The following is a 17,191-nucleotide window of genomic DNA, read 5'->3' as shown; positions in this document are numbered from 1 at the left end:
TTAATGGAATTTTTTATTTGTTAAAGAATTACATCAATGATAAATATTTAAATTACTAGGAGGATAAAATGGTTTGCGATAAAATTATTATTGGAGCAGGACTTTATGGCCTATATTCTGCAGAATTATGTGGAAAGAAGGGTGATAATGTTCTGGTTTTAGAATATGATAATAAGCCTTTTTCAAGAGCAACATATATTAATCAGGCAAGAGTACATATGGGATATCACTATCCACGATCTTTTTCTACAGCTATCAAATCTGCACATTATTTTGAACGTTTTTTAAAAGATTATGACTTTTGTGTTTTAAAGGATTTTGAGCAAGTATATGCAACATCCTCTAATTTTTCATGGACAAATGCTGAACAATTTTTAAGCTTTTGTAAAGCTGCAAATATCCGTTGCGATGAAGTCAGCCCCAATAATTATTTTAATCCTGGAATGTGTGATGGTGCTTTTTTAACAAGAGAGTATACATATGATGCACAAATTTTAAAAAATTATTTGCTTGATAAAATTAGTTCCTACTCTAATGTTAAAATTGTTTATGGTGCAAGAATAAAAAAAATATTACAAACAGGATCAAATTATGAAATAGAATTGTGCAATGGTGAGACTTATACCACAGACTTTCTTTTAAATGCTACATATGCATCTACAAATCAAATAACTAAAATGTTAGGATTTGATCCATTTAAAATAAAGTATGAATTATGTGAGATTATATTGTGTAAAGTAAATGATAAACTTAAAGATGTAGGTATAACAGTAATGGATGGACCTTTTTTCTCTATTATGCCATTTGGTAAAACTGGTTATCATTCATTAACATCTGTAACCTTTACACCTCATGATACAAGTTACGATTTGGTTCCAACCTTTGAATGTCAAAAAATAAGTGGAGGGCATTGTTCTACTCATCAATTAGGAAATTGTAATATTTGCCCAGCGAAACCACAATCAGCATGGACATATATGTCAAATATGGCAAAGAAATATATTAAAGAAGAATATAGATTTGAATATTCTCATTCTCTATTTTCAATGAAGCCTATATTAAAGGCGTCAGAAATAGATGATTCTAGGCCAACGGTAATAAAGCAATTTTCATCCTATCCGACTTTTATCAGCGTACTTTCAGGAAAAATAAATACAGTATATGACTTAGACGAGGTGATAAATAATGCTAACTAATAAAGAGAAAAATTTTATTTCGGCTGTAATATATTTACATAATAATGAAAAGCATATAGGAAAATTCATACAAAGTATCTCTAAAATACTAGATGATAATTTTGAAAAATATGAAATTATCTGTGTTAATGATCATTCTACTGACAATAGTTTACAAGGAGTTAAAAGTATTGCCTGTAATATTAATGGTGCGCTTAGTATTATTAATTTGAGTTTTTATCAAGGTCTAGAAATGGCTATGAACGCAGGAATAGATTTAGCAATCGGTGATTTCATATTTGAATTTGATAGCAATATTATAGATTATCCGATTGATACCATAATGCATATATATAGACGATCACTAGAGGGATATGATATTGTCAGTGTTGCACCGAAAGTCATAAAAAGTAATACTTCAAAAATATTCTATTCAGTGTATAACAAATTTTCTAAAACTAATTATAAAATTAGAACCGAAACATTCAGGATATTGTCAAGAAGAGCTATTAACAGAGTTCATTCTATGAGTAGAACGATACCATATAGAAAAGCTTTTTATGCAAACTGTGGATTAAAAACAGATACAATTTTATATTCAAATCAAAACATAGATAATATTAAGTATAATGAGTTACTTAAAGAAAGCAGAAAAGAAACAGCAATCAATTCAATTATCTTGTTTACTGATGCTGCTTATAAATTTGCTATTATACTGACAATTATTATGATGCTTGTAACTGTTGGGACAGCACTTTATACGTCATTAGTTTTTTTAGGAAATGTAAAGCCAGTTGAAGGTTGGACAACGACCATGTTGTTTTTATCATTTGCTTTTTTTGGTATATTTGCAATCTCTGCAATTATTATAAAGTATCTGTCTATAATTCTTGACTTAATATTTAAAAAACAAAAATATACGATAGAATCCATTGAAAAAATTAATAGGTAGCGAAAAATGATTGAATCAATAAAAAAGAATAAATATGGAATTTTATTGATGATAATTTCTTCCATATGTGTCTGCTTAGGACAGTTATTATGGAAACTATCATCAAAATATGGTATGCTTTTTTTGTTAATTGGATTTGTATTATATGGTATCGGGGCAATAATTATGATAATAGCCTATAGATATGGAAGCCTTTCTGTCTTACAACCTATTCTTAGCCTTAATTATGTAATTAGTATTTTTTTTGGAGTAGTTATATTAAATGAATCAATTCATCCTGCTAAACTATTAGGGATTATAGTTATTATTTGTGGGGTTTTCTTTATTGTTGGAGGCGATGAATAGATGGTAAATTTTATATTATTAATTATTATGACTTTTATAGGTGCATTAGCTGGATATTGCTTAAAAAGAGCATCATCATCGGAAAGTTTAATAATGCTTCTAAGTTGCAGATATTTTTATTTTGGAGCAATACTTTATTTATTGTCAGCCTTGATCAATATATACATATTAAGATTTATGGATTATTCAATTGTACTTCCATTAACATCAATAACATATATTTGGACAATGTTTATATCATTTAAAAAGTTAGGTGAGAGAATTAGTAAAAAGAAGATAACAGGTATATTTTTAATTATCATTGGAGCGTTGTGTATTGTAATGTGATTAGAAAATTAAATATGGAGGAATTAAATGATAACAAGTTTAGTGGGGTATACAGGATTTGTTGGATCAAATATCGCTCAAAAAAATAATTTTACATATTTATATAATTCAAAAAATATAGAATCTGCTTATGACACTCAGCCTGATTTACTTATTTATTCTGGTGTAAGAGCTGAAAAATATTTAGCTAATCAATATCCGGATCAAGATTATAAGTTGGTTGAGGAAGCATTTGAAAACATAAAAAAAATAAGAGCAAAAAAGGTAGTTTTAATTTCAACAATTGATGTATATAAAATGCCAGTTAATGTGGATGAAGATACAGTGATAGATATAAAAAATTTACAACCTTATGGGTTAAATCGTTTTTATTTAGAAAAATGGATTGAGAATGAATATGAAAACTCATTGATAATTAGGCTTCCAGGGTTATTTGGAGATAACATAAAAAAGAATTTTATTTACGATATGATTCATAAAATTCCTAATTTGTTAAAAGAAGAGAAGTATAATGAACTTCGTAGTATTAATTCAGTGATTGATAATTATTATATTAATCAAAATAATGGTTTTTTTAAATGTAAAGATCTATCTAATGAAGAATGTATAATCTTAAAAGATTATTTTGAAAAGATAGGGTTTTCCGCTCTTAATTTTACTGACAGCAGAGGTAAATTTCAATTTTATAATTTGAATTTTTTATGGGAGCATATTTCTATAGCATTGAAAGAAAATATTAAAAGTCTTAATTTAGCAACTGAGCCAGTATCAATCAATGAGATATATAAATATATTACCGGAAATAATTTCGTAAATCAAATCAGCAGTATAATTCCCAATTATGATTTTAAGACTAAATACGAAGCTCTTTTTAGGGGAAAAACCGGATATATATTTTCAAAAGAAAAAGTACTAGAAGATATTAAACTCTTTGTGGAGGAAAATATATGATGCTATCTATTTCTAATATAGCTTGGGATAATACGCAAGATGAAACTATATACGAATATTTGAATAAATCTAACTATCAAGCAATAGAAATAGCGCCATCAAGATTAGTTGCTGAAAATCCGTATGATAATACGAAGATTGCTCTTGAAAAAATTAAACATATAAAAGAGAAATATAATCTAAATGTCTCATCTATGCAATCAATTTGGTATGGCAGAAACGAAAGAATCTTTGGAACAAAGGAAGAGAGAAATATATTAATTGATTATACAAAAAAAGCAGTGGATTATGCTGCAGCAATTGGATGCACCAATTTAGTGTTTGGCTCACCAAAAAATCGTACAATTAATAGTAATGATCAAATGAGTATTGCTTTAGAGTTTTTTTATAACTTAGGGAAGATAGCATATGATTCAGGAGTAGTAATTGCATTAGAACCAAATCCGGAAATTTACAATACTAATTTTATGAATAGTACAAAAGAAACATTTGATTTTATTAAAAAAATAAATTCCAAAGGTCTTTTGTTAAACTTGGACTTAGGAACTGTTATATGGAATAATGAGTCGTTAGAAGATATTTTGCTAGATATTAATTTTATAAATCATATACATATTAGTGAACCTTATCTAGAAAGAATTGAAAAGCGTGAAATGCATTTACAACTAAATAATCTATTAAAAAAATATAACTATAGCCATTATGTTTCTATAGAAATGAAGAATCCTAAGGATATAAATATTGTAATGGATACAATAAATTATGTAAAAGAGGTGATCAGGTAAATGATTTATGAGGGATTAGAAGGTGTGCCAAGATTTAAATGCATAGAATTTGAACCTAAAAAGACGAAATACTGTTTATGCATTCCTATCATTAATGAGGGAGAAAGAATAAAAAAAGAACTTCTGAGAGCAAAAAAGTATGGTATAGATAAAAGTATTGATATCATTATATGCGATGGTGATTCTACAGATGGTAGTACAAATAAAGATCAATTAATAGCATTAGGGGTAAATACTTTATTAGTAAAAAAGGATGATGGAAAACAAGGCGCTCAGTTAAGAATGGGCATATGGTGGGCCTTACATAGGGGTTATGAAGGAGTTGTTACTATTGACGGAAATAATAAAGATAGTATTGAGGATGTTACTAAATTCATTGAAAAGTTGGATTCAGGTTATGATTTTGTACAAGGATCACGGTTTATTAAAGGTGGGAAAGCGATAAATACACCTTTGTTAAGATTGATTTCTGTTCGGTTAATACATGCCCCTATTATATCTCTAACTGCAGGAAAAGTTTTTACTGATACAACTAATGCATATAGGGCTCATTCAAAACGATATCTTGAACATCCTAATGTGCAGCCATTTCGTGATATTTTTGTAACATATGAATTATTGGCATATCTATCTGTTAGAGCATCTCAATTAAAGATGAAAGCATGTGAAGTACCAGTAAGCCGGTTCTATCCCAAAAAAGAAAAAACTCCGACAAAGATTAGCCCAATAAAAGGAAACATGTTGTTGATAAAAATATTATTCAATAATGCCTTTCATAAATATAGTCCATAATATATATAGATTGGAAAGGAAAATAAAATTAATCAATTGGATTAGTTAATCAAAATTAGGAATGTATAGTAATAGGCCATAGTAAAAAATAGAAATGATAAATTCTATATATGAGGGTATAACTATTTATTACCTATATGTTGATAATTTTTATAGAGTGTGAGGAGAATAGTGGTGAATTTATTATTTTTATAAAAAATAAAATTAACAGATCAAGTAAATTCGGTAGAGCATAATGCTATTGTATATTTAAAACCAAAATCTACGGTCAAACGCCTTATCATATGAACGGGTTGATTTACCAAATCAACCCGCCACCACATCGCGTTTCTTCAACCAAACCACGCTAAAACAGATACAGACAGCCAGATAGAGCAGACTGTTTATGACAAATTGTCCTGTACTACACTGCATTGGGCCGCCGGGCTGATTAGCGCGCATCCCGAGGCTTAGCAGGGAATATGGAAACCAGACACCATATCCCTTTGCAAAAGCTGCCAGTCCGGCTACCCCGCCGATCATCGCGATGCCGACCGGAACGGCGAAGCTGCGGATTACAAGTGAGACACAGAGCTGGACGGCGCAGATTACAATACCGCTGACGGTACCACATAGGAGCCAAATCGCAAGTTCCTTTGGAATAGGCGAAGTTAACCGACAGAGTTTTCCGGAAATTACAAACAGCAGACCAATCCAAACCTGTGTTAGAAGTACCATAACGGAAGCAACAGTAAGCTTAGCAATATAGAGATAGTGGACAGACACAGGAGCCGTCATAACCGTATTCCAGTTATGGTTCATATGTTCCAGGCGGCATAGATAAGAACAATAGACGCCAATTATGGCAGGCAGGAAAAAATAACAGGTGAAAAGAGTGTGCTGGGTCCACAGGCTGTACCACTGATCCTTAAGGATATCCACATTCTGCTGATAATTAAAAGTTCCCATTACGGCAGGCAGAATGGGAAGTATAAAAAAGGCAAGCCAGACCGGACTATGATGAAGTTTCATCCGTTCGGCTCTAAACGTTCTGATAAACATATTTCATATCTCCTTTCGTGCAAAAAGCTCGCGACCAATTATATAAATGATTAAGAACATGACAATCAGGGAAATAAAACCGCCCCAGTCAACAGGCATATAGTAAAAATCAGTGATACGTGTGGCTCTGTCCCAATTCAGTCCTACAAGCATCAATACACCGTAATACCCCCAAAGCATAAGCCGTTCAAGATTCTGTGGAAAGAACATAATAAAGAGACCGGCAAAACTGCCGATAATACCCACAGTAAGGGAAATCATCTGGTTTCTAAATAAGAGTGATAAGACCTGCTGCAGTAAAAGGAGTGTTAAATTTACAGCCGTTGTAAAGAGCAGATAATAGAATAATTTATCGGTGGGAGGATTTCCTTTAAATCCGGCAAATCGTCCTACAGCAAGTATAACAATAAGCTGTAAGAGAACTACAGCAAGCATATACAGTGCTCCGCATAAAAACTTGGCGGTAAATAAACGCCGGGTCGGCATTACGGTGCTCAGGAGTTTAAAGGTCTGCCCCTTATGTTCCATATCACAGAGCCGGGATGCCACTACTGCTGCGATAACCGGCATCATGATAGAGTTTAGTAACGGCAGTTGATAAAGAAAATGCATCCAGCCCTGGGAAAGACCATGCTCATCTATTCTTCGAATCCACCATAAAGACCACAACATCTGTACAAAGATCAGTGCGGCAACAATAACCCATACTCGTTTATGCCTGATTTTCTGAAATTCTACGGTAACTGCCTTTATCATAAGCTCACCGCCGTTCCGGTCAGCTCAAGGAAGATATCCTCGAGACTTTTGCGCCGTTCCTCTATTCGCACCACACCGATATTTTTCTCAAAAAGACAGTTAATATAACCGGCAAGTGCATTGTCGGAAAGCTTGGGCAGCATAATAAAATCTTCCTCCATTTGACAGGAGATGCCCTGCCCGCTTAGTATTTTTACCGCCGCCCCATTATTCAGAGTCCGCACAGCCATGCGGTGTCTGCTCTTTTCGTGAAGTTTCGACATACTATCCTGAAAAACAAGCTCGCCGCTGTTTATAATTCCCACATGTGTGGCGATCTGGTCGATTTCGCTTAATAGATGGCTTGATACCATCACCGTTATGCCGAACTGTTTCGGCAATGAGTTTATCAATTCACGCATTTCCTGAATACCTGCAGGATCAAGTCCATTGGTCGGTTCGTCGAGAATCAGAAGCTTTGGAGTTCCCAGGAGCGCACAAGCCAGTCCCAGGCGCTGCTTCATACCCATTGAGTACTGCGAGACCTTTTTTTCTTTCTGGTTTTCCAGCCGGACAGTATGTAATACTCTGTTTATATCTTTTTCTGGTACACCTTTCAACGTGCAGAGAATCCGCAGATTTTCAGTACCGGTCAGATGTCCGTAGTAACTGGGTGATTCAATCAGGGAGCCGATACTTTTTAAGATTAAAAGCCTGTTTTTGCTGTCAACCGGTCTTCCGAATACTTTGATCGTCCCTGCTGTTGGTTTTGCAAGACCCAATATCATTTTCATTGTAGTGGACTTACCTGCTCCGTTGGGTCCGAGAAAACCATAGACTACACCCTCCGGTACCATAAGATCCAGATCTTTCACTCTTAAAACTCTGCCGTACTGCTTACACAGGCCGGTAGTTGTAATAATTTCGGACATTTTTATGTCCTCCTTTCATTGGTTGTTGCAATCATAAACAATTGCGAAACTCAAAACTTGTATTTATATTCCATGCAATTCATACGAATTTTATGGAATATTTAGATAGCTATATTGTTTTGCAATCACTCTATAAGCAATCTGGCTTGAAACCATCATAACAGAATAGTCTTAAATGAACCTGTAGCTAAGCTTACATTTACCTTAAACTTTATAGATAGAGTCCAAATCATCCGGGTTCTGTGTTATAATTAACGTGGTGATTACTATGAAGAATATATTAGACAGCAAACTGCTGATCGTGGACGATGAGCCCGAACTACGCAGAATGCTTATGGAAATACTAAAACGGGAAGGCTTTATTAAAGTCTATTGTGCCGCTGACTGCAAAGAAGCGCGGCAAATTTTTACCAAAGCAAAACCGGAAAGCGTAATACTGGATGTATGTCTGCCGGATGGAGACGGGTTTTCTCTGATGCGGGAATTCCGGGAGAGTTCTTTCGTACCGGTTTTGTTTCTGTCAGCAAGGGACGAGGATGAAAATCGTCTGCTCGGTCTTGGTCTCGGTGCGGACGACTATATCACGAAACCGTTCCTGCCGCGGGAACTAATACTGCGGTTGAAAGCCGTCCTAAACCGTGCTTATTTTCCTGTCGTTTTAAAGAATGCGGAAAAACCGGTTTTCTATCTGGGTGAAAGCGAGATTAACTTAAACAGCGGAATGGTTACTAATACGACCGGGCAGTATTCACTGACTGCTAAGGAGTTTGCGCTTCTTGAAGAGTTGTATGATAACAGCGGTAACATCGTAACCGGTGACCGATTGTGCCGCGCGGCCTGGGGAGATGATCTGTACGGTTATGAAAACACACTGATGGTCCACATCCGCCGCCTTCGTGAGAAGATAGAACCGGACCCGTCAGCGCCCCGGTACCTGCTAACCGTACGGGGTCTTGGCTATAAGCTGACAGGGGTGAAAAAATATGAAAAATATGATTAAAATATTATGTAGATATGTTCTCTCAGCTGCAGGAATTGCGCTGACCCTGCTTGTTGTCAATTTTTCGGCGCTGGCCGCCTGGACGGTTCAGTCTGGCCGGATCGCACAAAAAGATTACAGTATCTCTCAGCTTTCGAATGGCCTGACGTTTGAAAACGAAACCTACATGCTTTCTGGAAGTGTCAGAGATTCCATTGTTAAGCATTATCAATGGGCTATGCTGCTTAACAATGACGGCAATGTGGTCTGGAAGCTGAACCTGCCGGATGATATACCCCTTAAGTATACCGTTTCCGATGTTGCTAGCTTTACCCGCTGGTATTTAAGCGATTATCCGGTGTATGTGTGGCGACGGACGGACGGTCTGTTTGTGCTTGGCAGTGCAAAAGAAAGCATGTGGAAGAATAGTATTGAAATGCCGCGAAAGGTCATGGATAATACCCTCAAATGGTTACCGGCCATACTGCTTTTAAACGCTCTGATCGCGGTATTACTTGCACTGCTCCTTGGCCTTCGATTGTTCCGTTCCCTGAAACCCCTGGCAAAGGGTATTGAGGACATGGCCGAAAAACGTCCGGTGGAGCTTTCTACGAACGGTCTTCTTGGAGACCTTGCTGCCGGAATTAATAAAACCTCTGAACAACTTGTGAAACAAGAGGCCGCATTAACCAAAAGAGATAATGCCCGTACAACCTGGATTGCCGGAGTATCCCATGATATTCGCACACCGCTTTCTCTTGTTATGGGGTATGCAAGTCAACTTGAAGAAGATCCGGAACTGCCGCAGTCCAAACGGGACCAGGCCTGTATTATCCGTCGGCAAAGCGAACGGATTAAAACTCTGGTCAGTGATTTAAACCTGGCTTCCAAGCTGGAATACGACATGCAGCCGATACATAAAACCTCCGTTCTGCCGGCAGTGCTTTTGCGCAGTGTTACCGCCGATTTCTTAAATAACGGACTTGATGATAGATATTTGGTTGATGTGATTATAAGTGATGATGCGCAAAAGGTAACAGTTAACGGTGATGAAGAGCTGTTAAGGAGGGCTGTGTCCAACCTGATATCCAACTGTGTCCGTCACAATCCAAACGGCTGTATGATAAAAGTAACTTTAGAAAAGGGCTTTGGCAACTGTTCTATCTGTGTATCTGATAACGGTACCGGTTTTACCCAGGAAAATATTTATAATCTTAATTCTCCCATAGGCTCCACGGAACTTAAGAACCATGGCCTGGGGCTAACCATTGTACGGCAAATCGTCAAAGCACACGGGGGTACTACTGAATTTCGAAATCTTTTGGAGGGAGGCTGCGTGGTTATGCTCTGCCTGCCGGTAAGCAAAGTAGATTAATAACTCCATCAGTAAACCAAATAAGTTTTAGAATATCTAATATTTAAAGAGTCATTTATGGAATAGGAACTTTTTATGGATCATTATTTAATCCGGGCAACAATAATACCGGAAGTAATTAAATTAATTATACAAGAGTATGGTATTAATCAGGAAGAGGCATTAGAAGCATTTTATTTATCTGCTACAGGAGTATCATTAGCTGATGATGAAACTGGATTATATGGACAATCACCTTTGTACATTTTTGGATTATATAAAAATGAAATAAAATAAACATGAGAAAAGTAGGAAAAGTCCGGACGATAGCTTAAACGTCCGGACTTTCCTGGTTTTTATAAACCAATTGTTCCTAATACAAAACTTATTATTTACCCAACCAGGTATTAACCTGACCTTCGTTTTCTTTCATCCATTCTTTCGCCGTATCAAGAGGGTCATTATCACTGGCTTCAATTTTACCCATTAAATCGGATAAAACCTCATCGGTGAATTTATAGTTTTTAAAGAATGCGGTTGCTTCCGGCTGGTCTTTATCCAGTCCCTTCCGGCTGTAGATATGAATATTTTCCGAATCACCATAGACACCTTTTGGATCTTTTAGCACCTTTAGATCCCAACTGGAGAACATCCAGTGAGGCGTCCAACCTGTAACAACAATAGCTTCGTTATTATCAATAGCTTTTTTTAAAGCGGCTGTCATGGCAGGACCGCTGCCGTTCACCAATTTATAATCCAAACCATAGGATTCTATGGCTTTTTCTGTTGCAGACATAATTCCGGCGCCCGAATCAATACCAATGATCTGTCCGCTATATAAATCTTTATCCTTATTTAGATCCTCTATGCTGTTAGCCTCTACATATTCCGGAACTACAAGTCCGATAAGGGCATTTTCATAAGAAACACCTAGATCCACAATATCATCACCATATTTTTCAAGATATTCCCCGTGGGTTACAGGTAACCAGGTATCTAAGAACACATCGGTATTACCGCTGGATAAAGAAGTAAATACCGGCGCAACATCTGCTAATACCAGTTCCACATCATACCCCATTTTTTCTTCCAGTATTGCTGCTGCCAGATTTGTCATGGCAATTCCTTCCGCCCAGTTGACATAACCTATTTTAAGTTTTTTATCTTCTGTTTTGTTACCGGTGGAACACCCCGTAACTAATCCAGTAGTTAAAACAAGTGCCAGAACTAAAGTTAACAATTTTTTCATAAATCTTATCCTTTCCTTTAACTATCGGAAGAGCGGTTATTAATTCCAGCTTCTTCCGGTTTTCGGTTTACCGATACCCTGGGTGATTCTATCCAGAATCATAGCCAGGATAACAACTGCCAGACCGCCCTCAAAACCATCTCCTATTTTCATTTGTGAGATTCCTTTTAAAACGATATCCCCCAAACCTCCTGAGCCGATCATGGCGGAGATAACTACCATGGATAAAGACAGCATAATAGTTTGATTTAATCCTGCCAGAATAGTCGGCATAGCAAGAGGTATCTGAACCTTAAATAACATCTGACCAGGCGTGGAACCAAAGGAACGGGACGCTTCAATTACATCTGCGGGAACCTGACGGATTCCCAAACTTGTGAGTCTGACAATAGGCGGCATGGCAAAAATAATCGTAGCAACCGCACCCGGAACAGGCCCTAAATCAAAAAAGTATACCGCCGGAATCAGATACACGAAAGCAGGCATGGTTTGCATGAAATCCAGAATGGGTCTCATAATTTTATTTAAACGATTGCTTCTTGACATCCAGATTCCGAGAGGAATTCCGATGACAAGAGCAATCACGGTTGCCGTTGTTACCAGAGCAAAGGTCTTCATTGTAAGTGTCCATAAATCAATGGAATAAATTATAAGTGATCCGAAAAAAGAAAATATGGCTGTCTTTTTGCCTGCCGCAAAATAAGCAAGTATTACGATCAACATCAGCATTACAACAAATGGTATACCGGTATAAACAAATTCAAATCCGTTGATAACAGCTTCGATGGCGGCTTTCATTCCGTCAAAAAAGGGAGCAAAGTTAGCTGTCATCCAGTCTACTCCTTTTTCTACAACATCTCCAATCGGTATTCTATACATATTTTTCCTCCTCACCCAAAATACCTGCGAGTACAGACACTTTGAATATAATTCCCTGGATTTTTTTGTCTTCTTCCGCCACTACGACCGGATATCTGGAATTAATAAATAATGGAATGAGATCTTCAATGAGAGTATCAGGAGAAACTACCTGAATATTTTTATCTATGATTTCACTTAAATCGTCTGTATTGGAATTAATGAGCTTCAGGGTATCTTCAATTGTAACGATACCTATAACGGTACGTTGTTTATCCACTACAAAAACACTGGAAATATTGGCTTCTTTCATTTTTCTTATGGCGACTCTTGCTCCATCCTTGGAAAATACAACAGTCTCCGTAGGTTTCATAATTGACCGGGCAGTCACGACCTTAACCCGGTTAACCCCCTGCACGAATTCTTTCACGTAATCATCGGCTGGATGCCTTAAGATTTCTTCCGGCGAACCGATCTGAACGATTACACCGTCTTTCATAATAGCTATCCTATCGCCTATTTTTAAGGCTTCGTCTAAATCATGAGTTATAAAGATTATTGTTTTATGCATTTTGCTCTGCAGGGACAATAATTCATCCTGCATTTCTTTCCTTATTAAAGGGTCCAGAGCACTAAAAGCTTCATCCATCAGCAGAATGTCCGGGTCTGTTGCCAGGGCTCTTGCTAAGCCGACACGCTGCTGCATACCGCCGCTTAATTCTGAGGGCATGGATTTTTCATAACCTTTTAAGCCTACCAGTTCCAGTGACTCCTTTGCTTTATTCAAGCGTTCTTCCGGTTTGGCACCCTGTATTTCCAGCCCAAAAGCTACGTTTTCTTCTATAGTTCTGTGGGGAAGAAGGGCAAAATTCTGGAATACCATTCCTATCTTTTTTCGTCTGACTGCTCTTAAGCTGACTTTATTACATTTCACTATGTTTTCGTTATCAATGTAAATTTCACCGGCGGTTGGTTCAATAAGCCGATTCAGACATCTTATTAAGGTTGATTTTCCGCTTCCTGAGAGTCCCATGACAACAAATATTTCGCCTGCTTCTACCTGGAAGCTGGCATTATTTACGCCAATTCCATGATCTGTCTCTTGTAATATTTCTTTTTTGGATTTTCCTTCTTTGAGACAGTCCAAGACTTTATTTGGTGTAGGTCCAAAAATCTTATATAAGTTTTTTACTTCTACTTTGATCATATCCCACCCGTATAATTAATGCTGCCGCATTTCATTATACTTATCCTTTCTTTTCATTTATCTATAAGAGGTCGGGCGATAGGAGAACCGGATTATAAGGTCTAAAGCTGTAACGTCTGAAGACAGGTATAATCAAAAAAACGAAACAGGTTCCCAATTACCTGAATTACAGATTTTACTTAATTTTAATCTTTGTGAATTTAAAAAATTCCTCCTGTAATTTAAAGAGTTGTAAATTATCAAAATCACAAAAGTAACAACTTCCATATATTTTACAGTTGCTAGTTATCAAATATACCATATAATATGAACATTGTCAAGAAATTGGTGGATTGGCCGGCATTGACAGAAATTGGCGGATTGGTCAGCATTGAAGAGCGGTTCTGAGCCGAATCCTTGTCTGAGGCGATTGGAACCAATCATCAAACCAATTCGGAGAATTACTTACAAAATGTGAAATTTGTTTACAAAACGGGAAGCTCGGATTACAATTGAGCCCTCTCACCATTTTACAAGTATAATTGATGAGTTGTTACAAATATATAACGACTTATGACATGGATATAGTAATTTAGTTTTATAGATGATATTATATTTACGATTTGGCAGTTAAGTTGATAAATAAGATTTTATAGATAAATATTTATTATAAAGTCTAAATATGTCAGAAATAGTCAAGAAAATGTTAATTTTAGATACAAAAATATACATATTTTCTTATAATAATTTAAATTTCTACATTCAGTATAATAATGACTAGATTTTTTTACATTAACACAATTGACATAATATAGTAAATTAATATAATTACTTTATACAAAAAATACTTGTTAAAAATAAAATTTATTTTTATAGTTATCCTGCTATTCGCAGAGCTATCTGTTGAATAAAAAATTAAGCAAAAGAAAGAGAGGGAAAGGTACAATGCAACATGGAAAAAAGTTATTTAGAAGTTTGCTGGCTAAATTGATGATAGTTTCATTAATTATATCGTCTGTAATTTTAAGCCCTGGTACAGCTGTGAAAGCAGCAGTAAAAGAACCGGTAATTTCTAAATCAGCCGACGTTTTAGTAGGGGGAAAATATAGCTTTACTGTAAGCAATAAAGTTAAAGATTCTACCTACAAATGGACATCAAGTAACAAGAAAGTTGCAGCTGTGACAAATAAGGGAGTAGTAACAGGTATTAAAAAAGGAACTGCTGTTATTAACTGCACAGTTAAAACCCCTAAAGCTACTTACTATCTATTAAGTAAAGTAACAGTAAGGGATTCGGCAAACGCAATCAAAATTAGTAACAAGGTTACTGTATTAAATCTGGGTCAGAAATATGATTTAAACAGAACCTTAACACCAGCTGCGTCCAATGACAACACAATCTGGAGTACATCTGATCCTAAGATTGCAAAACCTGACAGCCTTGGTAAAATTAAGGCTTTAAAGGTCGGTAAGGTTAAGATTACCGCAAAGACTTTAAGCGGCAAAACAGATTCCGTTACCATCAAAGTGGTTGATAAAAACGGAACAGTAGCTAATCAGAAAGAGTTAGATACGTTGCTTGGCAGCGGTGCTGCTAAAATTACCCTTAAGACTGCAGAAGCAGTGAATATCAGTATTCCTGCGGGTAATTACGAAAAACAGAATTTGGTTGTTGATGCTCCAAATGCGGATGTTACGAATAATGGTACTTTTAAATCAGTAGATATCCGTCAGATTAAAGCTGACACCTGGTATGAGCAGGCTGTGGGCAATATTATCAATGTATCGGCGCCTACTTCCAGAGTGGTTGTTGGAGAATTAGGTAATCCATCCATTCATGTCAGTGGTAACAATACCAATTTAACTTTGGTTAACAATGGTACGGTGAGAGAGTTACAGGTTAATGCAGTGGCTAACATTAACATTTCCGGAACTTCTACGACCCCAATACCGGTCAGTACAAATTACTCTGGAGCCACAGTCACTTCCAGTATTCCGTTAACATTAACCTGTACCCAAAGGGTAAATCTGGTGATTCTTCCGGGAGCGGAAGCAACTACGATTCAGGTAGCCAGTGAAGATTTAATTCCTGTTATTACAGGAAGTTCTTCAGTAAATGTAATTGTGGGAACCGGTGAGACCGCAAGAAGTATTTCAGTGGCACCAACTGTAAATACAGGTTCAAACAGGAATTCATCTTCAAATGGATCATCCTCTCATAATGGTGGCAGCCCTTCCAATCCGGGTAATCCAGGTGAACCGGGTAAACCAAATGAACCGGGTAATCCAAATGAACCGGGTAATCCAAATGAACCGGGTAACCCGAATGAACCGGGTAATCCTGTTGGCGCATTTATATCCGGTCGAGTTACAGTTGTTACGGGAAGCAGCATTGATGTGGACGAAGGTGATGATGTAGTGACTAAAGCAGCAGTTTCTACAGAACCTTTATCCGGTGTAGATGTTAGAATTCTTAAGTATGACGGCAGTGTATCGGATGCTTTAAATGCAATATTCACTAATCCCAACACAATATCAACCTGCACCAATGGAGAGGGATATTATATAGCGGATGAATTAACTCCGGGTAACTATATTGTAGTATTTTCTAAAGGTGGTTATAAAGTGTTGGTTCAGCTGACTACTGTAGCAGAGAATTCCTCAAGTGTTGTAAACGGTTCTCTAATTGAGTTGACAAGTGAAGATGAAACATTAAAAGGAGCAGCTTCCGGTACAATCATTAATGCCTTAACCGGTGAACCGGTGGATAGTGAACTGAAATTTACATTGGAAGTTTACAGCTATATAACAGATGATTCCGGCGAGACAGTATTGAAGCAAGTAACAACGAAAGTAGTCAGCGGTGCTGCATTTAGTATTGAAGACTTAGACGAAGGATATTACACCATTAAGTTAATAGATAAGAGGGATAAGGCTGTTGGTGTTACATATGCTGATACAACTCGTGATATCATTGTTTTAGGCGGTACCGCATTTACGAATCAGGACGTGGTTGTGGCTACTCTGAAAGAAGAAGGCCAGGCAACTTTTGTTTTGACTTGGAATGAATATCCTTATGACCTGGATTCCCATCTTATTGGTCCGGTTGAAGGAAATGATCATTATCATATCTATTATGTTAACAAAACACATCCTGAAGATGTAAATGTAGACGATATAGAACATTTACATTTACGTTTGGATCATGATGATACGGATTCCTATGGACCTGAAACTACTTCCATTTATGAACCATATGCAGGAGGAATCTATACATTTTATGTTCACAATTACTCAGGTAACGAAAGCGGAACTTTAGTAAATTCCGGAGCAAAGGTTGTTGTAACCACATCAGCCGGTACTTATACTTTTGAAGTACCTGCCGGTAGTGAAGAAAGATCCTGGGTTGTATGCACTTTTAACAGTGCTACCGGAGAGATTACTCCGATTAATCAATTAGTAGATGGTGATTACTATTTTGTTACTTATCCTAATCAAACGGATGATCTGGAATAATAAGAGAGTAACGA

The 17,191-nt window shown here is 36.5% G+C and carries 17 protein-coding genes; 11 read left to right on the top strand and 6 right to left on the bottom strand.

Annotated elements, in window-relative coordinates; translation table 11 throughout:
- The first annotated feature begins 68 nt into the window (after positions 1-68).
- From RBU59_RS09770 to RBU59_RS09740, 7 genes are read left to right on the top strand one after another with little or no spacing between them, the layout of a single operon-like run.
- Positions 69-1,196 carry an FAD-dependent oxidoreductase gene (locus tag RBU59_RS09770; RefSeq protein ID WP_308147693.1) on the top strand — a complete coding sequence of 376 codons (1,128 nt, stop codon included), beginning with the start codon at positions 69-71 and terminating at the stop codon, positions 1,194-1,196.
- The gene (locus tag RBU59_RS09765) at positions 1,186-2,127 is read left to right on the top strand and encodes a glycosyltransferase (protein ID WP_308147692.1); all 942 of its coding nucleotides are present in this window, start codon (positions 1,186-1,188) and stop codon (positions 2,125-2,127) included. The genes RBU59_RS09770 and RBU59_RS09765 overlap by 11 nt, the downstream gene beginning before the upstream one ends.
- A 6-nt stretch (positions 2,128-2,133) precedes the next feature.
- Positions 2,134-2,472, top strand: coding sequence for an EamA family transporter (locus RBU59_RS09760; protein WP_308147691.1), 339 nt, complete (start codon positions 2,134-2,136; stop codon positions 2,470-2,472).
- Positions 2,473-2,799, top strand: coding sequence for an EamA family transporter (locus RBU59_RS09755; protein ID WP_308147690.1), 327 nt, complete (start codon positions 2,473-2,475; stop codon positions 2,797-2,799).
- Between the two features lie 27 nt (positions 2,800-2,826).
- Positions 2,827-3,750 carry an NAD(P)-dependent oxidoreductase gene (locus RBU59_RS09750; protein WP_308147689.1) on the top strand — a complete coding sequence of 308 codons (924 nt, stop codon included), beginning with the start codon at positions 2,827-2,829 and terminating at the stop codon, positions 3,748-3,750.
- The gene (locus RBU59_RS09745; RefSeq protein ID WP_308147688.1) at positions 3,747-4,535 is read left to right on the top strand and encodes a sugar phosphate isomerase/epimerase family protein; all 789 of its coding nucleotides are present in this window, start codon (positions 3,747-3,749) and stop codon (positions 4,533-4,535) included. The genes RBU59_RS09750 and RBU59_RS09745 overlap by 4 nt, the downstream gene beginning before the upstream one ends.
- On the top strand, positions 4,536-5,327 hold the full coding sequence (locus tag RBU59_RS09740; RefSeq protein ID WP_308147687.1) for a glycosyltransferase family 2 protein: 792 nt from the start codon (positions 4,536-4,538) through the stop codon (positions 5,325-5,327).
- Between the two features lie 306 nt (positions 5,328-5,633).
- Here RBU59_RS09740 and RBU59_RS09735 read toward each other — a convergent pair whose 3' ends face one another.
- Genes RBU59_RS09735 through RBU59_RS09725 form a run of 3 tightly spaced genes read right to left on the bottom strand, consistent with a single transcriptional unit; the run spans position 5,634 to position 8,035 of the window.
- Positions 5,634-6,368, bottom strand: coding sequence for an ABC transporter permease (locus RBU59_RS09735; protein WP_308147686.1), 735 nt, complete (start codon positions 6,366-6,368; stop codon positions 5,634-5,636).
- Between the two features lie 3 nt (positions 6,369-6,371).
- Positions 6,372-7,124, bottom strand: a complete 753-nt coding sequence (locus RBU59_RS09730; protein ID WP_308147685.1) for an ABC transporter permease — start codon at positions 7,122-7,124, stop codon at positions 6,372-6,374.
- Positions 7,121-8,035: an ABC transporter ATP-binding protein gene (locus RBU59_RS09725; RefSeq protein ID WP_308147684.1), complete on the bottom strand. Its 915-nt coding sequence runs from the start codon at positions 8,033-8,035 to the stop codon at positions 7,121-7,123. Before RBU59_RS09725 ends, RBU59_RS09730 begins: the two co-directional genes overlap by 4 nt.
- A 268-nt stretch (positions 8,036-8,303) precedes the next feature.
- Between RBU59_RS09725 and RBU59_RS09720 the strand changes: the two genes are divergently transcribed.
- The 3 genes from RBU59_RS09720 (at position 8,304) to RBU59_RS09710 (ending at position 10,665) form a co-directional block, all read left to right on the top strand.
- Entirely contained in the window at positions 8,304-9,035 is a 732-nt protein-coding gene (locus tag RBU59_RS09720; RefSeq protein WP_308147683.1) for a response regulator transcription factor, read from the top strand.
- Positions 9,019-10,389 (top strand): sensor histidine kinase, encoded by a 1,371-nt coding sequence (locus RBU59_RS09715; RefSeq protein ID WP_308147682.1) that lies wholly within the window; start codon positions 9,019-9,021, stop codon positions 10,387-10,389. The genes RBU59_RS09720 and RBU59_RS09715 overlap by 17 nt, the downstream gene beginning before the upstream one ends.
- A gap of 75 nt (positions 10,390-10,464) precedes the next feature.
- Positions 10,465-10,665, top strand: a complete 201-nt coding sequence (locus RBU59_RS09710; protein ID WP_308147681.1) for a hypothetical protein — start codon at positions 10,465-10,467, stop codon at positions 10,663-10,665.
- A gap of 91 nt (positions 10,666-10,756) precedes the next feature.
- Here the strand turns inward: RBU59_RS09710 and RBU59_RS09705 are convergent, their stop codons facing one another.
- The 3 genes from RBU59_RS09705 to RBU59_RS09695 are packed head-to-tail and all read right to left on the bottom strand — an operon-like array spanning position 10,757 to position 13,682.
- Positions 10,757-11,617, bottom strand: coding sequence for a glycine betaine ABC transporter substrate-binding protein (locus RBU59_RS09705; RefSeq protein ID WP_308147680.1), 861 nt, complete (start codon positions 11,615-11,617; stop codon positions 10,757-10,759).
- Positions 11,618-11,656: 39 nt separating this feature from the next.
- Positions 11,657-12,496, bottom strand: a complete 840-nt coding sequence (locus RBU59_RS09700) for an ABC transporter permease (RefSeq protein WP_308147679.1) — start codon at positions 12,494-12,496, stop codon at positions 11,657-11,659.
- Positions 12,489-13,682 (bottom strand): quaternary amine ABC transporter ATP-binding protein, encoded by a 1,194-nt coding sequence (locus RBU59_RS09695; protein ID WP_308147678.1) that lies wholly within the window; start codon positions 13,680-13,682, stop codon positions 12,489-12,491. The genes RBU59_RS09700 and RBU59_RS09695 overlap by 8 nt, the downstream gene beginning before the upstream one ends.
- Positions 13,683-14,606: 924 nt before the next feature.
- On the opposite strand from RBU59_RS09695, the gene RBU59_RS09690 reads away from it, so the two are divergent.
- Complete coding sequence (locus RBU59_RS09690; protein WP_308147677.1) at positions 14,607-17,177, top strand: Ig-like domain-containing protein; 2,571 nt, start codon at positions 14,607-14,609, stop codon at positions 17,175-17,177.
- Positions 17,178-17,191: the final 14 nt, after the last annotated feature.

The organism is Anaerocolumna sp. MB42-C2 (assembly GCF_030913705.1).
GTDB lineage: Bacteria > Bacillota > Clostridia > Lachnospirales > Lachnospiraceae > Anaerocolumna.
Note: the sequence above shows the minus strand (reverse complement) of the source record. Positions and strands in the feature narration are given on the sequence as shown.

Bases quoted from the DNA above. Each gene is read 5' to 3' on its own strand.
- RBU59_RS09770 (WP_308147693.1), top strand. From the start codon at position 69: ATGGTTTGCGATAAAATTATTATTGGAGCAGGACTTTATGGCCTATAT.
- RBU59_RS09765 (WP_308147692.1), top strand. From the start codon at position 1,186: ATGCTAACTAATAAAGAGAAAAATTTTATTTCGGCTGTAATATATTTA.
- RBU59_RS09760 (WP_308147691.1), top strand. From the start codon at position 2,134: ATGATTGAATCAATAAAAAAGAATAAATATGGAATTTTATTGATGATA.
- RBU59_RS09755 (WP_308147690.1), top strand. From the start codon at position 2,473: ATGGTAAATTTTATATTATTAATTATTATGACTTTTATAGGTGCATTA.
- RBU59_RS09750 (WP_308147689.1), top strand. From the start codon at position 2,827: ATGATAACAAGTTTAGTGGGGTATACAGGATTTGTTGGATCAAATATC.
- RBU59_RS09745 (WP_308147688.1), top strand. From the start codon at position 3,747: ATGATGCTATCTATTTCTAATATAGCTTGGGATAATACGCAAGATGAA.
- RBU59_RS09740 (WP_308147687.1), top strand. From the start codon at position 4,536: ATGATTTATGAGGGATTAGAAGGTGTGCCAAGATTTAAATGCATAGAA.
- RBU59_RS09735 (WP_308147686.1), bottom strand. From the start codon at position 6,368: ATGTTTATCAGAACGTTTAGAGCCGAACGGATGAAACTTCATCATAGT.
- RBU59_RS09730 (WP_308147685.1), bottom strand. From the start codon at position 7,124: ATGATAAAGGCAGTTACCGTAGAATTTCAGAAAATCAGGCATAAACGA.
- RBU59_RS09725 (WP_308147684.1), bottom strand. From the start codon at position 8,035: ATGTCCGAAATTATTACAACTACCGGCCTGTGTAAGCAGTACGGCAGA.
- RBU59_RS09720 (WP_308147683.1), top strand. From the start codon at position 8,304: ATGAAGAATATATTAGACAGCAAACTGCTGATCGTGGACGATGAGCCC.
- RBU59_RS09715 (WP_308147682.1), top strand. From the start codon at position 9,019: ATGAAAAATATGATTAAAATATTATGTAGATATGTTCTCTCAGCTGCA.
- RBU59_RS09710 (WP_308147681.1), top strand. From the start codon at position 10,465: ATGGATCATTATTTAATCCGGGCAACAATAATACCGGAAGTAATTAAA.
- RBU59_RS09705 (WP_308147680.1), bottom strand. From the start codon at position 11,617: ATGAAAAAATTGTTAACTTTAGTTCTGGCACTTGTTTTAACTACTGGA.
- RBU59_RS09700 (WP_308147679.1), bottom strand. From the start codon at position 12,496: ATGTATAGAATACCGATTGGAGATGTTGTAGAAAAAGGAGTAGACTGG.
- RBU59_RS09695 (WP_308147678.1), bottom strand. From the start codon at position 13,682: ATGATCAAAGTAGAAGTAAAAAACTTATATAAGATTTTTGGACCTACA.
- RBU59_RS09690 (WP_308147677.1), top strand. From the start codon at position 14,607: ATGCAACATGGAAAAAAGTTATTTAGAAGTTTGCTGGCTAAATTGATG.